The sequence below is a fragment of the Sinorhizobium sp. B11 genome (genome assembly GCA_039725955.1).
Lineage (GTDB): Bacteria > Pseudomonadota > Alphaproteobacteria > Rhizobiales > Rhizobiaceae > Rhizobium.
Genome location: CP091035.1, coordinates 366,359 through 382,157, shown reverse-complemented (window position 1 = coordinate 382,157; position 15,799 = coordinate 366,359). Strand labels below are relative to the sequence as shown.

The following is a 15,799-nucleotide window of genomic DNA, read 5'->3' as shown; positions in this document are numbered from 1 at the left end:
CGTATCCTCGTGTATAAAGTTACTTTCAATACATGGGTGAAGGCATGGCAGCGAATAAAAATTCGGCCTTTGCGCCGGTCGGATTGAAGTTCCGCGACGAGCGACCCTTCGTTGTCCTTCGCACACTGGCCGATGTGGCGCGTATTCTCATGCAGGGCTGGCCCCTGGACGACGGCGAGGACTATGTTGTCGCCGTCAAAGCCTGCGCCGATGCTCTTATCGGCGCAACGAGCCCGGAGGAACTGAGACAGGCGCTGCTTCTAGCGGCCAAGGAAGCCGATATCTCCGCGTTCGCTCTGGTCCACGACAGAAATCTGGAAGAAGCCTTTTCCGGCGACCGTCTTAGTGTGCAAGGCTGATAGCCCTTTCGGCTATCGCCGCTTTATCGAGTTGTTGACACTTGCCCGGACGTAGAACAAATAGGAAACAAGATGACCGAAGGAGGCCGCGATCCTCAACAAAACCCAACAGCGCGCCAAGAGAAAGACGGCGTTTGACGCATAGTGGGAGCTTCAACCCCTCAAGCGTCGCCAAAATAATGATGTCGATTTCGCGCGGCGCTGCTTTCGCGTCGGACATCAGGTTGGCGCCCGCCCGCCAAAAACGAAATACACGTTCAAGATCCGCAAATTTCTGGTGTCAATCTGGGCGTCGACCATGAGGGAAGCGCGCAAGGCTGCTCAGATCGAACTGAATTTTCGGGTCGCCGCGGGCGGAGGAATACCGCCAAGGGCTGGCTGGAAGCACACCGCGGTGAAGGCCGGCGATGCCTGAGATTCATCCGCTCAAAAGGCTACGGTCTTGGATGGTAAGAGCTGCGGCCGCCCAGGGACAAATCATTGTCGTCACCTGCGACTTCTGCCGGGTCACTTACAATTACCTACCAGGTGATCTTGAGACGCTGTGTGGAAACCTGTCCCTCGACCGGCTGCTCGGCAGGTTCAAATGCGAAGGCTGCGGCAAGAAGATCCATCTGCGAATGACCCTTCACATCCCGCATGGCAGCGAATTCGGCTCCATGAAGATCCGGCGCCTGACGCGCGTGCGCACTCTCATTGTCCCGGTATGGTCGGAAGACGTCCTGCGTTAGCGCCTGCCTTTGGAACTCAAGTCGGCGCAAGCTTCTAGATCCGATCAGTTTGGCGCGATCGCGCTCAAACGATCGTCGCCTGCCGTGCTCCCCCGAGCCGAGAAATGTCGGAGTTTCCGCATCGTATCGATCCCACTAATCCACGACTCTCGAAGGGCTTAGGAGGCCAGGAACACTGACTGCCATCACGTAGGCGAACTGCCTGCCAGCGTCCGCGTCGCGTCAGCAATCTCAGTGAAAAAGACCTTGGCGAGCCGACTTCTCCACCAGCGCCTCGGCGGTCCCGATCAAACGACCAGCCCTTCCTAAAACAAGCGCGCCTTGATCGCCGAACGCGATCTCTTGCGATATCGCTTCGATGGTGTGCGCCACGTCGCCAAGCTTCTCCGCCAGCTCAGGCAGCTCGGCGCGTTGGGCCTGACGTGCGAGGCGATGAAGACATTCGACATATCTGGAGGCCACCATCATACGTGCGCCTATCTGGCAGGCGCCTTCGGAACTGGCTGCCAGCCTACCTTTGTGCCTTGCGGTCATCACGGCCTCCATGGATGTTTGCGGCTGACATGAGCCGCGCCGGCCTGGCCGCACATACGGTCGTCTAAAGCCATCAGCGCGTCGAGGATATCCTGGCAGCGGATAGGCTCTCTGACGCCCGGTGGCTGCCGAAGGTCGGGCCGCGAATCCACCGCGAAGAGATCTGACGCCCAGGACGCCAGAATGGCTCGCTTCTCGCTCTTATCAAGAGCTGTGGCGAGCACGTCACGCGGGTGGTCGTAGCGCTGCTGCGTGTTGAGGCGGCGCGCAGATACCGCGTCGCATGTTGATGCTTTTCGAGATCTGTTCCTTTCGATTGGCATATTTTTGCCTCCTAAAAACCTTCAGCAGGGGAGTGAAAATCTCCAGGTGCAAATGAGATTGTTGCACCTATTTCTCCGTTCAAGAGGGTCAAGTCAGCCAGCAGAAATTTTTTCGGCCAGCGGTCTTGAATCAGAAAATCGGGCAAACCAGATCAATTTGCGTTGGCCGCCTGATGAGGGGTCGACAGGGCGGAGCCGACGGAATCGGCTCCTTTGTTCCAACTCGCTTTACGGAGGTTTTGGTCATGAGAAACGAATTCGACTTCGCACCCTTGTTCCGGTCCAGCATCGGCTTCGACCGGGTCTTCAATCTTCTGGCAAACTCCCAGCGTTTGCAGTCCATCGAAACCTGGCCGCCTTACGATATCGTCAAGAGCGGTGAGGACAGCTATCGCATTCAGATGGCGGTCGCGGGCTTCGGAACGGAAGATCTCGATATCATGCAGGAGCGTAATGTCTTGGTCGTGAAAGCCCAGAAGGCGGAGGAAGCTGATCAAGGCGAATATCTTCACCGCGGCATCGCCGGACGTGCCTTCGATCGTCGGTTCGAACTTGCCGATCACGTGCGCGTGGAAAGCGCTGGCCTCAAGAACGGCCTGCTTACCATCGAGCTGAAGCGGGAGGTTCCAGAAGCTATGAAGCCGCGAAAGATCGCGATCGGAGGCGGTGAAAATACGCAGGCGCCCCTCCAGATCGAGGGTGAAAAGAACGCAGCATGATATTAGAAGGGGCGCATCGAGGCGCCCCTTCTTCCCGAGGCTCCTCAAATGTTTGTGGGCAATACAGTGTAGATCCCAATGCGCTGCAATTGCCGTGCGAGTCCCTAAACGGGCATGATTTCGGCCTTGGCGCGCGGATTAAAGAGAAATCTTGCGATAGATCGATCCACATCTTCAACCTTAGCTCGGCTGGACCATGCTTGTGGGGATATTGATCGGATAATGGTCTCAAGCGGGAGCTGCGCAACGCAATCGTATTACTGGCGTGTCACGGGGCTGCGCAAACCAAAGTCGATAATATCATCGGCCGGGTCACGGACCGTTACTGCCTTGGCGCCGGTTTCGCGGGCAAGATCTGCCAGGCTTTCCGGGCCTCGTCAATTTGAAACGGAGACCGTGTGGTCCGTGCCAGCCGACGGGTGAGAGAAGCGCCAATGTGACCGCCACCGATTATTCCAATCTTTATGACTTATCCTTCATCGCGGCGAGCCTACCGAGGTTTTGCCTATGAAGTTGGGGCCGGACGATCATCCAAACAAGCCTAGCGACTGTCATTCTGTCGGATCAGGGAGGAGAACGGTGCGGGGTGGCGCCGGCTGGTGCATCACGTCGGCTTTACTCCTGCTCCCGTCGTCACAGCTCTTCCATCTGGAGTTTCTCGATCTCCGGTTTCATGGGACCCGGTTTCTCGGCAGTGTTCTGTTTTGTCGTCGAGACTCTCACCGCAGTGCGTCGTCCTCTCGATCCGACTCATTACTGTGGACTCGGTTTATCGTCATATAGCAGGTGCTGGCGCTGCCGGACGCACACTGCTTGAGGAAAAGGTGCAGGGCGTTCGGCCCGTTTTCGGGGAGGGGTCCTCTGTTGCTCAAAGGGCGAAAACCGAGTCCGTCGGTACCCGATGACGCGAAGTCGACATACGTCCACGAGCTCGTCGCGAAAATGCAGATCTTTCAAGATCCACTATACCTGGCTGTGGCTCAAGGGGACGGCTCGCGGCAACTTCCGGCCGCGAAAGCTTCCGAAATACCGGGCTTGCTAATGGCTGATCGCCCCGGACCGTCCGAACCGCACACCAATGCGGCAAGCGATACGATGACCAGAAAGCCACTGACGACCAGAAGCACAGGGCTCGGGATCTTCCTGACATCTGGTTCTGGCGGTGGCGGGCCAGGGCGGAACTCCCTGATCACAGCGACGATGAAGCAGAAGGCGCTGAACAGGACGAGAATAGTGCCCGTCGTCACTATGAGAAATTCCGGTACGACCTTGGCGAGAAGGGCTTTTGCACCAATTCCACTGGCGAGCGCCGTCAGTCCCGTTCTCATCCAGGCTGCATATGTTCGCTCCGCAGCGTAGACCGTACGATCTGCCGCAAGCACGGTACGCCTGTCTGGACCCTCAGTGTCTTCTTCGCTCATGGCTCCGGCGGAGCCTCTATCCAAGAGCTACTTGCGACGCGGTTCGCCTTACGTCCCCCGGTCGATGGCGGGCTGTTCGCGACGCGGCAGCGAGGAAATGATCGAGATCGACGCGATTGGCGCCGAAGCGGGCGATGTAACGGACAGCCTGCTCCCGGCTTATCTGATACTTCTCAGCAAGCTCCTCGGCCGCATATTCATTTTCATTCATAGCGCTTCTCCTTCGTTGAGAAACTTCCTCCCGGTTGAATGGGTTCCCTGGAACAGCGCCTTCCCGGCACGTTTCGTTATCAACCTGTGGGCAAAGCCTCCCCTAGAGGGAACACAAAGGCGCCATGTTTGTTTCCAAGCGACAGCCATCATCGGAATTCTCACGCATGACAATCAACGCAAACTCCGCGCAGCTCCCGTCCCGGAAGCTGCCGGTAATGACGGCCTGGCTTCTCATCGGCTGGTCTCTTCCGGCCTGTGCAGCCGAAGGCCAGTCTTCAGGTCCCTCAGAAGCTCTCTTTCTTGTCCAGATCATCGTCCTGGTCGTCGTCGGTAGATTGTTCGGCGAGGCGATGGTGCGCATCGGTCAGCCTTCGATCATGGGACAGATCATCGGTGGTATCCTGCTCGGCCCCTCGGTATTCGGCATTCTGCTCCCCGGCGCCCAGTCGGCAATCTTTCCTGAGATCGACACGCAAAAGGCCATGACCGATGCGGTGGCACAGCTCGGCATTCTGTTTCTCCTCCTGCTCGCCGGCATGGAGACCGACCTTTCGCTGGCGCTCCGGCTGCGCCGTGCGGCAGCCGGCGTTTCGCTGACAGGCATCGTCGTGCCGTTCACGCTTGGCTTCGGCCTCGGCGAACTCCTGCCTGCAAGCTTGTTGCCCGACCCGGACGCAAGACTTGTCACATCGCTTTTCCTTGGTACGGCGTTATCGATCTCCTCGGTCAAGATCGTCGCGACCGTCGTTCGAGAGATGGACTTCATGCGCCGCAATGTCGGTCAGCTGATTGTCGCCTCCGCCATCATTGACGACACAATCGGTTGGGTGATCATCGCCGTGACCTTCAGCCTTGCGAAAGAAGGTGCCGTCGATCTCGCCACGTTGGCCAAGGGCGTCATCGGCACGATCCTGTTCATGGCCTTCTCCTTCACCATTGGCCGACGCGTGGTCTTCGAGATTATCCGCTGGACCAATGACAGGTTCAAAAGTGATCTTCCTGTCTTGAGCGCAATTATCGCAATCATGGGGGCAATGGCGATCGTCACCGACGCCATCGGGGTCCACACGGTGCTCGGCGCTTTCGTCGCGGGCATTTTGGTCGGCCAGTCGCCCATTCTGACCCGTCAGATCGAGGGGCAGCTCAGGGCACTGACAACGGCTCTCTTCATGCCGGTCTTTTTTGGCCTCACTGGCCTCCACACCGATCTCAGTGTTCTTACCGATCCATCGATAATGGTTCTGGCGGTCGGGCTGATTGTGATCGCGAGCCTCGGAAAATTTGGAGGCGCCTTTGTCGGGGCCAAATTCGGAGGCTTTTCCAATGCCGAGGCTGTCGCGCTAGGATGTGGCATGAATGCTCGGGGTTCCACCGAAGTCATCGTCGCGTCGATTGGACTTTCCGTCGGTGTGCTCGACGAGCGGCTTTTTTCCGTGATCGTCGCGATGGCAGTGGTAACGACGATGGCTATGCCGCCAACGCTGCGCTGGGCGCTCGCGCGCCTTCCTATGCGCGAGGAAGAAAAGGAGCGCCTCGAACTCGAAGCGTTCGAAGAGCGAAGCTTTGTATCGCAATTCGAGCGGATCCTGCTTGCAACCGACCACTCCGCAAGCGGCGATCTGGCGGCACGCATATGCGGGTATTTCGCGGCGCTGCGCAAAATGCCGGTGACGGTTCTCGATATCGGGGAGGAGGAGGAGACTGCGGCCGATTTACAGGAACGGGAACGAGCAGCCACTCCGCGTGCGCAGCAGATCAGCGAGCGCGTGAAGGAAACCGCCGAGACGGCTGTCGAGACGCAGGATAAGGGTGCAGAACTGGGTCAGGACGACCCAATCCATGTCTCTGTCCGCGACAGGGACGGCAAGCTGGCAGACGTTCTCGCCGACAGTGCCGACAAGGGGCATGACATCATGTTTGTCGGCATCCAGCCAACGAGCGGCGAAAGCGCCCAATATAGTGAAAAACTGTCGGCGATGATTGATGCCTTCAGCGGCACGACGGTGATCGTCACGTCGCGCGGCATGATCGCAAGAGAGGATCGAAACTTGCGCATTCTCGTGCCGATCAGCGGCACCGAACGCTCCCTCCGTGCTGCGGAATTCGCGCTCGTCATCGCAAAAGCCACGGGCGCCGCGACAACTGCGGTTTATTTCCGCGACCCGAAGGAAGCCGCCTCGCCCTCCCGTGTCAGTGACCTCGGCAATGCCCACAGGGCCGCTTTCCAGCAGCTGGATCGGATTGCGTCCTTCTATGAGGTCGAGGTAGAGAAGGTTGCCCCACAGGCTTCCGTACCGGAACTCGCCATTCTCAGGCACGCCCGCAGCGGACGTTTCGACCTCATCATTCTCGGCGTGAGCCGTCGTGCAGGCAAGGAGGTTTCCTACGGATCTGTTGCTGATACGCTGGCCGGAACGGCCGATCGCTCATTCGTCTTCGTCGAAACATAAGTCCACCGGTTGGGCTAATCGGTTCTTGAGGCCCTGGGCTTCCGGCAGGAGCATCAACGAGCGACCCAGGAGACCGTGATCTTCCGCATTCTGCGTGCGCATCTTTAACTCGGCCGCGAGATCTAAGGTGCCCGACAATGCGAGATTTCGAGGATCGTCTCGGTCGCCTAGGACCGGGTGAATCCCGTGGCAGGACCAGGTTCGGGCGATAGCGACGAAAATTTTAGTGAGAAACGTGCCGAAATGTCCGTGGACTAGGCATTCGCGACGAAGCAACGGGCGTGTGGTGGAGAGTTGATGACCGCATTACCCTTGCGGCGGGAGCATAGTCTAAGACCAGTGGTCCAACCAACTCGTCGTGCTTTATGTGACGCATCGCGTCATCGCGATCGAGGGCGCCCAAGAACCCGCAGGCGTGTCGACGGCTGGCCAGCGACGATCAATATCACCGTGAGGGGCGTCGCGAAGAACGCGGGCCGTCCGCCAATCGGGAGCCTTTGAGTTCATGTCTGCCGCCTTCCGTCACGACGAGAACAGGCGTGCCGGACAGGCTAATTTCCTTCACCATGGTGTCCGCTTCCAGCCGAGCGATGAGCGAGGCCGAGAGGCGCTTGTCGCCGACGATCCAGCCCTTGCCGACGCGCCGCTGTCGGCGATATCTCGCAATCGCCCTAAGAGCGTCAAGTTTCGCTCTGGACAAGGACTTCGGTACGTTGTTGTGCATGGACCGTCCATTTCTGCTGACAGTAAGCTTGTAAATTGGTGATTGGAGATCGGTTCCACCAGAGGCGACACGTGACGCCTAAATGTCGCGCCCGGCAATGATGATCGGTTTTGGCAACGCAGAATATTCCGTCTGCCCCTCTTTTCGTCCCGATCTTCCGGGATGCGCCCCCCGTCGAACCACCCAGGCTGGCGAGATGACAGCTTGCTTGCACACAGCAGGTGAGCCTCGCAGCCCCATTCTGCTCGTCGGGACCTCTGACTGGAGCGTCCAAGTGCGGACCGTTTCAAGCAACAATGATTGCCCTGGATTGTTGAAATCCCGTTGGCGCGGACCATCTTCCTCGCTCAACCCCGCGCCATCAGCTCAAACGGCTGGCGACCCGCGCGGGCCTTGGCCGGATCCTAAAATGTTTTGGATTACGATATTGTCAGCATTCGCAGGCGCCTGGGCCTGCAGAAAGTACATCGCCCGGCTATTCACCAATCCGCGTGCTTGGGCAAAGGCGGACCTGAAGCGGCAGGCCAGGAAAGCCGGCGCCCGCACCGAAAACATTCCCGAGGCGGCTTGGGACGAGCTGACCAGTCGGCTTATCGTGATCTCTCGAAGCAGGGCTTGGGAGCCGATGAGCCTTTTTGACTTTGGCTGGCGGGGCACTCTGCTAGAGCTGTGTGCCGGCGCGGCGAGAGAGCTTGAGGAGGTTCTGCGGACGCAGGAAGGGCGGTCCAAGAGCGATCCTGTTTTCCAGATACTTCTGCGCCACAATGTGATCAATCGGAAAAGTGTAGTTCTAGAACTCGAGCCATATCGGACCGGGCTGCAGGGCAAGAGGCGGGCGAACCACCGATAGCGTGTAAGTGTTCGCTGCTGCCCGAAATTGTTCTTTTGCCACGCGCAGGCCTTGTGGCGCGCTCAACTGCCGTGCCAGCATATGCTGAAGTCGCTTGCCGAAAATTATCGGATCGGAAAGAGGAGCAGCCGATGAAATACCGGCCGCTCCCTCGTCTCCGGGCGTCGCGCCGCCGATGCGTGGGTGAAGGCCACCATAAGCTGGCAGCGCGGCTGGATCAATTTAACGAGGGCAGAAAAGAAGACGCGAGAGCTGGGCTTCAAACGTTCTCGTTCGACCGATCTGGGTTTATTTTCAAGGGATTGAGCTGTGGACAAGCTGGGGAAAACCTGTGCTCTCAGTTGTGTTTGACTAAGGCCGTTCGCTTTCTGTTTCAAGGCGCCCACCGATCCATGGCCAGACCATGTTGTCAATCCGGCTTAATCTTGCTGGTGACGGTCGCTATGGCCTCCGCTGACGCCAATCGACGCCGACTTCGCCTCCAATTCCACGGCCTCCGATCCGCTCTTCGCGATACAACGGCGACGCCTCCATCCAGCAAGGCTTGATCTTCCCCATGATGCTCGATCGCATTTTCGAGGCCGCTGCGTGTCAGCCGGACATCAGGGTTCCATTGCGATCCTCGCCGATTGTGCTTGTTCATATTTAACCTTCCTTCCATCTCAAGCGCGCCTGCTGAGCCTCGCCCGTTCGACCTGGCACGCGCCATCGCTTCGATTTCGACCTTCAGCTTGCTCTTGCGCCGCCTTGATCCGCCCCAGCATCGAGAAGGACAGACCGCTCATGGCGCTCGTCGAATCCGGCGGGCGGTCGATGAACCCGCCTATGGCGCGCCCTTGTCGTCGGTCCTTCTGTGTGACGTGACCAACCTCGGGCCGAAGGAGGAGTTCCTGGCTTGGCGAGAATCTTGCCTGGACGGCACTGAGGTTGCCCATTGCAACTTCTGCGATCCCTTGCTGGGCGTTTTGAGGTCCGTTGCGGAACAACTGCGGTGCGGCAAGATTTCGAAAGTCCCAGGAGAAAAAAGGACAGAGAAATGGCCAACAACCAATTCGACATGCGAAACCCGCTCGACCAGTATCCACAACCGGAGTTTCCCCAGCAGCCGCAGCCGGTTCCCGGTCTGGCAAGCAAGATGCAGCCTGTTCCCGACCACGGCGAGACGTCCTATAAGGGCAGCGGTCGGCTTGCGGGGCGCAAGGCTCTGGTCACTGGAGGCGACTCCGGCATTGGTCGGGCTGCCGCCATCGCTTTTGCCCGCGAAGGCGCCGACGTCGTGATTAACTACCTGCCGCAAGAACAGAGCGACGCCGACGAGGTCATCAGTTTGATCGAAGCTGAGGGTCGCAGAGCGATCATTGATCGTCGGATCGAGCTAAGCGATGAGGAATGGCGGCGCTGGGCCAATGAACTGACCTATGACGGGCCGTTCAAGGGCGACCTGGTGCGGTGTGCCTTGTCCTTGAAATTTTTGGTTTATTCAAAGACCGGGACAATTGCCGCGGCCGCCACATCAGGTGTTCCCGAGCGGATCGGCGGCGACAAGAACTACGACTATCGTTACGCCTGGGTCCGTGACGCAGCCTACACGATCAAGGCACTGCTTCGGGCAGGCGCCCTCCAGGAGCCGATGGGCGCATTCGGCTGGTTGGTGCGAACGATTGCCGGCGACGGTCCAGAACCGAAGGTCGTCTACACTTTGTCCGGTGGCGAGGTACCGCGGGAGCGTATGGTCAACGTTCCCGGCTACAAGGGTTCGACTCCCGTGCGGATCGGTAACCGTGCCCGTGCGCAGACGCAGCTCAGCTGCTATGGAGACGTGCTCGAAACGGCGGCACTTTTTGCGCGGTCAGGTCACGTCCTCGATCCTCAGGCCGCGCGCCTCCTCGAAAACCTTGCCGAGCAGTGCGTCCGCCGCTGGCGTAAAAAGGATTGTGGCATCTGGGAACTTCAAGACAAGCAGCACTACACTTTCTCCAAGATCGGCTGCTGGCTTGCGCTGACGAATGCGGCTGATCTTACGAAGGAAGGCCATATCGGCGGCGATGCAAACCGTTGGCTCTCCGAGAGCCGCCGCATTCGCAACTGGATCGACAGCCATTGCTGGTCGCAGGAGAAACAGGCCTATACATTCTATGCCGGCAGCGACAGGCTCGACGCGGCGCTGCTGCTGACGACCCGGTTCGGCTTTGAACATGATGATCGGCTGAAACGGACCCGTGATGCCATCGAGCGCGAACTGGCGGTCGGCCCGCTCGTCTACCGCTACAATGGGGTCGACAAGGAGGAAGGTGCATTTGTTGCCTGCTCCTGCTGGCTCGTCGAAGCTTATGCCTTCCTGGGCGAGGTCGATCTGGCCGAGGCGATGCTGAAGACCCTGCTGGAGCGGCTTGGCAACAATTTCGGCATACTTAATGAGATGGTTGATCCCGCAACCGGCGCAGGTCTTGGCAATCTGCCGCAAGGCTTGAGCCACCTCGCCCTTCTGCATGCCATCTATTCGCTCCAGGAAAATCGGCCATGATCGACAGACGCCAATTACCGCCTCGCCATGGAAGTGTTGTGCCGACGGAGCCGTGAAATCGTTTGCGCAGGGTAGGTTGACGGCCGGCAAAAGGATACCCGCGATCCGGACGTTCGAACCGAGTGGCGCGCGCTTTGAGCCAGCCGCCGTCGTCTCCTTTTTCAGAAGCCCGTGCCTATCTCCCTCTGGGTCGTGTTCAGCCTCAGTGTTGAGCGCCTTGAGACGGTCATCCCGTCCATGCACTGAACGCGCTTTCGGCTTGTGCGCGTCATATTGGCGGCAGATGGGCGCGAGCGGCTCGACAGGATCAGAAGGTTCGGGCTGGCCTTCCCGGGCCCGCAGAAAATTGCTTGTTACGGCGGGAACGATCCGGCGGCTTCAAAGTCTGGATGTCGGACCGCGCTCCCGGCTTATGTTGTCCCGTAACGCACCAGGCCCCCAAGGACGTGCGGTCCACCCTTTCTCGTTCGTGAACCGCCGTCGGCGGATCGCCCAGGATGCGGTCATATTGGGCGTGAGCCCCATTCTTCAACGGCGGTGTCGGCGTATCTAAAAGCCCCGCGCTGCACGAGCGGAGCCTTTCTTGAATTCTCCACTTCTGGGGTCGATGTATTGCGACTCAATCAAGAGGACGGGAAGCCTCTACCCTGCCTCCTCGGGCGGCCGATCCGGTCGTTCTGCCGACGTCATTGTCTGCCTCAAGAGCCACTTGAGAAGCTCTCCTTATCGAAAGCCGAAGAAGCTCAGCACTGCCACGATGATGACGATAGCGCCGACAAGCCAGATGAGATTGTTCATCGTTTTTCCTTTAATTGCTCACTGCTGGGGCAGGATGACATTCTGCTCGGTTGTGCTCTTGACGGGCTTCTGGCCGGGCACGTGCGACATGGTGCGCGTCGTGCTCTCCAGCGACTGTCCGTCGGTGCTGGTCTTCGTCCTCGACTTGCTGAACGTGCCCTTGTCGACCGCTTGGGCGTTCGTCTGTGCCTTCAGCCTGTCGTCATTGTCGTTGAGGTGCGTCTTGCTCATCGCCTTGCCGTCGTCTGTTGCGGCACTGCCGCCAGATCCAATGGAGGAGGTCGTCCCATCGTCGGTCTGACACGCCCCGGCGGTTCCAACCGAGCTTGCCGAGGTGCCACCCGCCGACGCACTTCCTGCCGTCCCGATGGTTCCGGCAGCCTTACACTCCTGCGCCGACACGGCGGTGGTCAGAGAGAGGAGCGCGAGTGTCATCGCGCTGACCAATGTCGTGGTCTTCATGGTTTTCTCCTACTTCTTGGGCTTGGTTACCGAACAGGTGCCGTCGGATCGCTTGGTGACAACAGTTCCGTCCGGCCGCGTCATGCTGGCCGTCGAGAAGCTGTCGACGCTTCCCGATCCGTTCACCGAGCCTGACGCGGATGACGAGGCCGAACTCGATGATCCGCTTCCCGTCGTTGTTGATGAGGTCACCTTGCCGTTTCCGGCCGTTACCGTGGTGGACGTGCCCCCGGTATCGAGCTGCTTCTCAACCAGGGTACAGCTCGTTCCATCGTCGAGTTTGATGTCCTCTGCTCGTGCCTGGGTCGCGGCCAAAAGAGCGGCCCCGTAGATTAAAGCTTTCACTGTGTTTGACATTATCTGGCCTCCGAAGGCAAAATGGCCGGCGTTGAAAAGCGCCGGCCACGACAAGCTAGCAGGATTGGGTGGAGCCGCTCTTCTTGGCTTGGCCGGGAGCGCAGCCCTTCTTTCCGTTGTTCTCGTGCGCGGAGCCTGCCTGGCTTGCGCCTGTACCGACGGAGCTAGCGCTCTTGCCGTCGCCTGCTGACGATCCGCCTGTCCCGATCGAGGAAGCCGAACCGGCATCACCGGAGCCTGCAGCGGAGCCGCCGGTGCCGACGGAGCTGCCGGAGGTGCCGCCGCCAGCCGATGAGCCCCCCGTTCCAAGCGTGGAAGACGAGCCCGAACCGGAGCCGGCCGAAGAACCGCCCGTGCCGACTGTGCTGCTGGAGGTACCGCCGCCAGCTGAGGAGCCGCCGGTGCCAACGGTCGACGCGCTGCCTGACGGACAGTTGGTAGCACCCGCGGTGCAATCGCCGCCGGCAGAGCTTCCACCAGTTCCGACTGTGCTGCTGGAGGTTCCGCCGCCAGCCGATGAGCCGCCCGTCCCGAGCGAACTGGACGACTGGGCAAATGCGGTGCTGGCAAGAAGAGCTGCGGCGAAGGCGATGCCGGTTGCCTTGAACATGGGAATATTCCTCCATCGAATATTGAGCTATGGCCCGGTCGATACGACCTCAGGGCTGTTAGACGAACGACGGTTGGCGCAGGCTGTTCCTGACTACGGACTTCAGTCGGAGCTATGCCGGACCTTGGTCCGATCCCGGCGGGTTCGAAAAAGAGGGATGCGGGTTCAGGCCCCGATTTGTTAAATTGCAATCGTCGTTACGCTCGTTTGCGGCGCGTATCATTCCGGCTCCAACTGTCTTTCTCGGTGCGAGCAAGTGAGATGGAGAAGATTGCGAACATCCTGTCTCGCTACTTCCTGGGACTGCATGTTTGCATTGAGTGAAATGAGCACGAGGCCACCATGCCGATCTATCTCAGGCAGGGCAGGGGGTCTTTATCAACATGATCTTACTTGGCGCCTTTGCGGCCGCTCCCTTCGCGACCGCATATAGCGCCGGCAAGTTCGGGCTGCGCGGATTTTCGGAGGCGTTGAGCGCTGAGCTAGCTGACCGACCGTCGATCCACATCTGCGACATCTATACAGCCTTCGTCGATACGCCGGGATTGGGACATGGCGCCAATTCGTTGGCAGGCGGCTGAGCGCCCCACCGCCCGCCCTTGATGCGCGCCGCGTTGCCGACGCCATCGTCCATGTCGCAAGATCGCCGCGACCAACCACTATGGTCGGATCCATGACGAGGGTGATGAGACTTTCCCAACTCCTTGCACCCAACTTGGCCGCGCGCCTGCTCAAGTATGGCGATCTATGTGATGCGGGCGTCGCCGGCAAAGGCAAAAAGCGATGGCAGTCTTCACTATCCCTCGACAGATGCTGCTCATATAGAAGGGAGGTTCAGGTCGCGCCATCAAGCATCGGGTCCGCTCGTTTTGGGACTTGCTGCAGTTTTCGCAATCGCGCTTGCTGCGAAGGCAAGATCATTGCCCTTGGCCGCGGCCCGGAGGTTGCCGACCAGACGCCGGCGTTCGATACAATCGTCGGCTGGACCTTAGTCGTTGCGCACAGCGTCTTTCGCGCCGCACCTCGTGCGCCTTGCTTGAGGGTTCCCCAAGAGCTTTCTTCATGAACCGCCTGTCGAAAGCGCGGTGCCTGAGCTGCACCTCGCAAAAAACCTGCCGTTCTCAAAAGGCGGGCTTTCCATTGAAGACAGCTGTGCTACCAGTTCCTGTCGGTTCCCGGAGACGTCGATTCGCATGGATCGGAAATCCTGCATAGATAAATGCTTTTTGCTTATCCTGGCTGTTGCAATGGGGAGCCTCGAGAGTTCTCCCGCACGAGCTCAAGATCAGCTCTTTGACGAGTTTCGTTTCGGCGTTTCGACATCGGTTCAAGGCGGCCGGTCAGGGGAAGACGGGGCTTTTCCGGAATTGACAGTGCTTTTTGATCCGTTCGGATACGAAGCTGCCGGCAGCTGGAGAGAGCAGCTTCTGCTTCCGCGAGTCCATCTTGGAACTTCGATCGGGTCGAGCGGCGAAGCAACGCAATTCTTCACAGGTTTTACCTGGACGGTTGATTTCAGCGACAAGGTCTTCGCCGAAGCGGGCTTTGGCGGTGTCATCCATACGGGCGATCTTGACGGAAACGACGGCGGCCCCAACCTCGGCTGCCGGGTTCTGTTCCACGAATATGTCGGAGGCGGCTATCGCCTTACAGAGCACTGGAACCTTTCGGCGCAGATCGCGCACTCTTCAAACGCCAACCTGTGCAGCCCGAATGACGGGATGACACGGGCCGGCCTGCAGGTCGGTTACAAGTTCTAAATCTTTCTGCTCGATCTTATCGCCCGGCGCTCGCAAGGTGGCGACGTTTCGGTAATCTTCATGTGCCAGACGAAAGTTTCCAGGCATTGCCGGCGGGGCAAACGATTCCGTCGAAACGTGTCTCGCCCTCGAGCGACTGCCGGCTGGTCACGAATTTCCGACACCCGTTTGCAACTCCATTGGCAGGATCGATACGCTCAATCACACCGGCGCTGCCGGTTTCCGGGTTGGCCCATGCAAGAGCGTAAGTACCGACCTCTCCGGTGCCCACGACAGCGGCGATGACCGCTTGGTCGCTAGAGGGTGCGGCTCGGGGCGCCAACGTCACGCTTCCTACTTCGAGCGGATCCGTATGGGAGCAACTGGTCAGCAAAGCTAGCGAGAGGGCGGCCAAAACGCGGTTCATGATTTCACCTGTCTAGGTGCCGTCTTGGCGCTACGCGTTCAAGCTTGCGAGCGATTGTCTCCTGCGGCATGCCGATGATGTATTTTAGATGTTAGGAAAAGGTAAAGGAACCGCCGCGCTTATGGCGTCTAGGAAGGCGCTCGGCACCGGCTTGTTCGCACGTCGTCGATGGGTCATTACGCGCGTCATGCAGTTTGAGGTCTTTGTCCCTGTTCCCCTGAGGCAGCGCGCCTATCGCCCAGCAGCACCTTTCCCGTCAGCAAGACAGGCGATCCGCGCATGCGCTTCGAACAATTCATGAGCTCGGTGATGCGGGGCTTGGAACAACTCATCGCTTCGTCCAACCTGCCGCTGGGCGAGCAGAGATCGCTGGCAATCGCCACACCTGCCATCTTCATGAAGACGGCGCAGCCCGACCGGGTCTCGCCGACGCTCCGCTGATCGGGACGCGATGCGCGAGCAGGATCGGTCACGCCAAGCTCTTTGAGGCGCAAACAGTCTGAAAGAGGCGCCACATGTTGTTCTCCAGACGACGGCTCCGGATGGCCGCCGACGATC

General features: G+C 59.3%; 20 protein-coding genes. 9 read left to right on the top strand and 11 right to left on the bottom strand.

Going from position 1 to position 15,799, the window contains the following annotated elements; translation table 11 throughout:
• Positions 1–44: 44 nt before the first annotated feature.
• Positions 45–359, top strand: a complete 315-nt coding sequence (locus LVY75_35020) for a DUF982 domain-containing protein (protein ID XAZ26001.1) — start codon at positions 45–47, stop codon at positions 357–359.
• Here the strand turns inward: LVY75_35020 and LVY75_35015 are convergent.
• Positions 343–579 carry a hypothetical protein gene (locus LVY75_35015; protein ID XAZ26000.1) on the bottom strand — a complete coding sequence of 79 codons (237 nt, stop codon included), beginning with the start codon at positions 577–579 and terminating at the stop codon, positions 343–345. The two genes, LVY75_35020 and LVY75_35015, sit on opposite strands and share 17 nt — an antisense overlap.
• Before the next feature lie 226 nt (positions 580–805).
• Here LVY75_35015 and LVY75_35010 point away from each other — a divergent pair, with 226 nt between their 5' ends.
• Positions 806–1,090, top strand: coding sequence for a zinc ribbon-containing protein (locus LVY75_35010; GenBank protein XAZ25999.1), 285 nt, complete (start codon positions 806–808; stop codon positions 1,088–1,090).
• Positions 1,091–1,321: 231 nt separating this feature from the next.
• On the opposite strand, the gene LVY75_35005 is transcribed toward LVY75_35010, so the two are convergent.
• Complete coding sequence (locus tag LVY75_35005) at positions 1,322–1,624, bottom strand: hypothetical protein (protein XAZ25998.1); 303 nt, start codon at positions 1,622–1,624, stop codon at positions 1,322–1,324.
• A complete protein-coding gene (locus tag LVY75_35000; protein XAZ25997.1) occupies positions 1,624–1,947 on the bottom strand; it encodes a hypothetical protein in 324 nt (107 codons plus the stop codon). The genes LVY75_35005 and LVY75_35000 overlap by 1 nt, the downstream gene beginning before the upstream one ends.
• 245 nt (positions 1,948–2,192) lie before the next feature.
• Between LVY75_35000 and LVY75_34995 the strand changes: the two genes are divergently transcribed.
• Positions 2,193–2,666 (top strand): Hsp20 family protein, encoded by a 474-nt coding sequence (locus LVY75_34995; GenBank protein ID XAZ25996.1) that lies wholly within the window; start codon positions 2,193–2,195, stop codon positions 2,664–2,666.
• Positions 2,667–2,988: 322 nt separating this feature from the next.
• On the opposite strand, the gene LVY75_34990 is transcribed toward LVY75_34995, so the two are convergent.
• The 3 genes from LVY75_34990 to LVY75_34980 form a co-directional block, all read right to left on the bottom strand.
• Positions 2,989–3,102 carry a hypothetical protein gene (locus tag LVY75_34990; protein ID XAZ26388.1) on the bottom strand — a complete coding sequence of 38 codons (114 nt, stop codon included), beginning with the start codon at positions 3,100–3,102 and terminating at the stop codon, positions 2,989–2,991.
• Between the two features lie 544 nt (positions 3,103–3,646).
• Positions 3,647–4,087, bottom strand: a complete 441-nt coding sequence (locus LVY75_34985; protein ID XAZ25995.1) for a DUF202 domain-containing protein — start codon at positions 4,085–4,087, stop codon at positions 3,647–3,649.
• Between the two features lie 16 nt (positions 4,088–4,103).
• Entirely contained in the window at positions 4,104–4,298 is a 195-nt protein-coding gene (locus LVY75_34980; GenBank protein ID XAZ25994.1) for a hypothetical protein, read from the bottom strand.
• Positions 4,299–4,515: 217 nt separating this feature from the next.
• On the opposite strand from LVY75_34980, the gene LVY75_34975 reads away from it, so the two are divergent.
• Positions 4,516–6,750 carry a cation:proton antiporter gene (locus tag LVY75_34975; GenBank protein XAZ25993.1) on the top strand — a complete coding sequence of 745 codons (2,235 nt, stop codon included), beginning with the start codon at positions 4,516–4,518 and terminating at the stop codon, positions 6,748–6,750.
• 445 nt (positions 6,751–7,195) lie between these two features.
• Here LVY75_34975 and LVY75_34970 read toward each other — a convergent pair whose 3' ends face one another.
• Positions 7,196–7,474: a hypothetical protein gene (locus tag LVY75_34970; protein ID XAZ25992.1), complete on the bottom strand. Its 279-nt coding sequence runs from the start codon at positions 7,472–7,474 to the stop codon at positions 7,196–7,198.
• A gap of 409 nt (positions 7,475–7,883) precedes the next feature.
• Between LVY75_34970 and LVY75_34965 the strand changes: the two genes are divergently transcribed.
• Both LVY75_34965 and LVY75_34960 read left to right on the top strand, forming a co-directional pair.
• On the top strand, positions 7,884–8,324 hold the full coding sequence (locus tag LVY75_34965; GenBank protein XAZ25991.1) for a hypothetical protein: 441 nt from the start codon (positions 7,884–7,886) through the stop codon (positions 8,322–8,324).
• A 1,036-nt stretch (positions 8,325–9,360) separates the two neighbouring features.
• The gene (locus LVY75_34960) at positions 9,361–10,848 is read left to right on the top strand and encodes an SDR family NAD(P)-dependent oxidoreductase (protein XAZ25990.1); all 1,488 of its coding nucleotides are present in this window, start codon (positions 9,361–9,363) and stop codon (positions 10,846–10,848) included.
• Between the two features lie 816 nt (positions 10,849–11,664).
• Here LVY75_34960 and LVY75_34955 read toward each other — a convergent pair.
• The 3 genes from LVY75_34955 to LVY75_34945 are packed head-to-tail and all read right to left on the bottom strand — an operon-like array spanning position 11,665 to position 13,075.
• The gene (locus LVY75_34955; protein ID XAZ25989.1) at positions 11,665–12,108 is read right to left on the bottom strand and encodes a hypothetical protein; all 444 of its coding nucleotides are present in this window, start codon (positions 12,106–12,108) and stop codon (positions 11,665–11,667) included.
• Between the two features lie 9 nt (positions 12,109–12,117).
• Complete coding sequence (locus LVY75_34950; protein XAZ25988.1) at positions 12,118–12,465, bottom strand: hypothetical protein; 348 nt, start codon at positions 12,463–12,465, stop codon at positions 12,118–12,120.
• Between the two features lie 55 nt (positions 12,466–12,520).
• Positions 12,521–13,075, bottom strand: coding sequence for a hypothetical protein (locus LVY75_34945; protein ID XAZ25987.1), 555 nt, complete (start codon positions 13,073–13,075; stop codon positions 12,521–12,523).
• A gap of 383 nt (positions 13,076–13,458) precedes the next feature.
• On the opposite strand from LVY75_34945, the gene LVY75_34940 reads away from it, so the two are divergent.
• Positions 13,459–13,656 (top strand): SDR family NAD(P)-dependent oxidoreductase, encoded by a 198-nt coding sequence (locus tag LVY75_34940; protein XAZ25986.1) that lies wholly within the window; start codon positions 13,459–13,461, stop codon positions 13,654–13,656.
• Positions 13,657–14,322: 666 nt separating this feature from the next.
• Positions 14,323–14,835, top strand: coding sequence for an acyloxyacyl hydrolase (locus LVY75_34935; GenBank protein XAZ26387.1), 513 nt, complete (start codon positions 14,323–14,325; stop codon positions 14,833–14,835).
• A 58-nt stretch (positions 14,836–14,893) separates the two neighbouring features.
• On the opposite strand, the gene LVY75_34930 is transcribed toward LVY75_34935, so the two are convergent.
• Positions 14,894–15,241, bottom strand: a complete 348-nt coding sequence (locus LVY75_34930; GenBank protein XAZ25985.1) for a hypothetical protein — start codon at positions 15,239–15,241, stop codon at positions 14,894–14,896.
• A 279-nt stretch (positions 15,242–15,520) separates the two neighbouring features.
• Here LVY75_34930 and LVY75_34925 point away from each other — a divergent pair, with 279 nt between their 5' ends.
• On the top strand, positions 15,521–15,682 hold the full coding sequence (locus LVY75_34925; GenBank protein XAZ25984.1) for a hypothetical protein: 162 nt from the start codon (positions 15,521–15,523) through the stop codon (positions 15,680–15,682).
• Positions 15,683–15,799 lie beyond the last annotated feature (117 nt).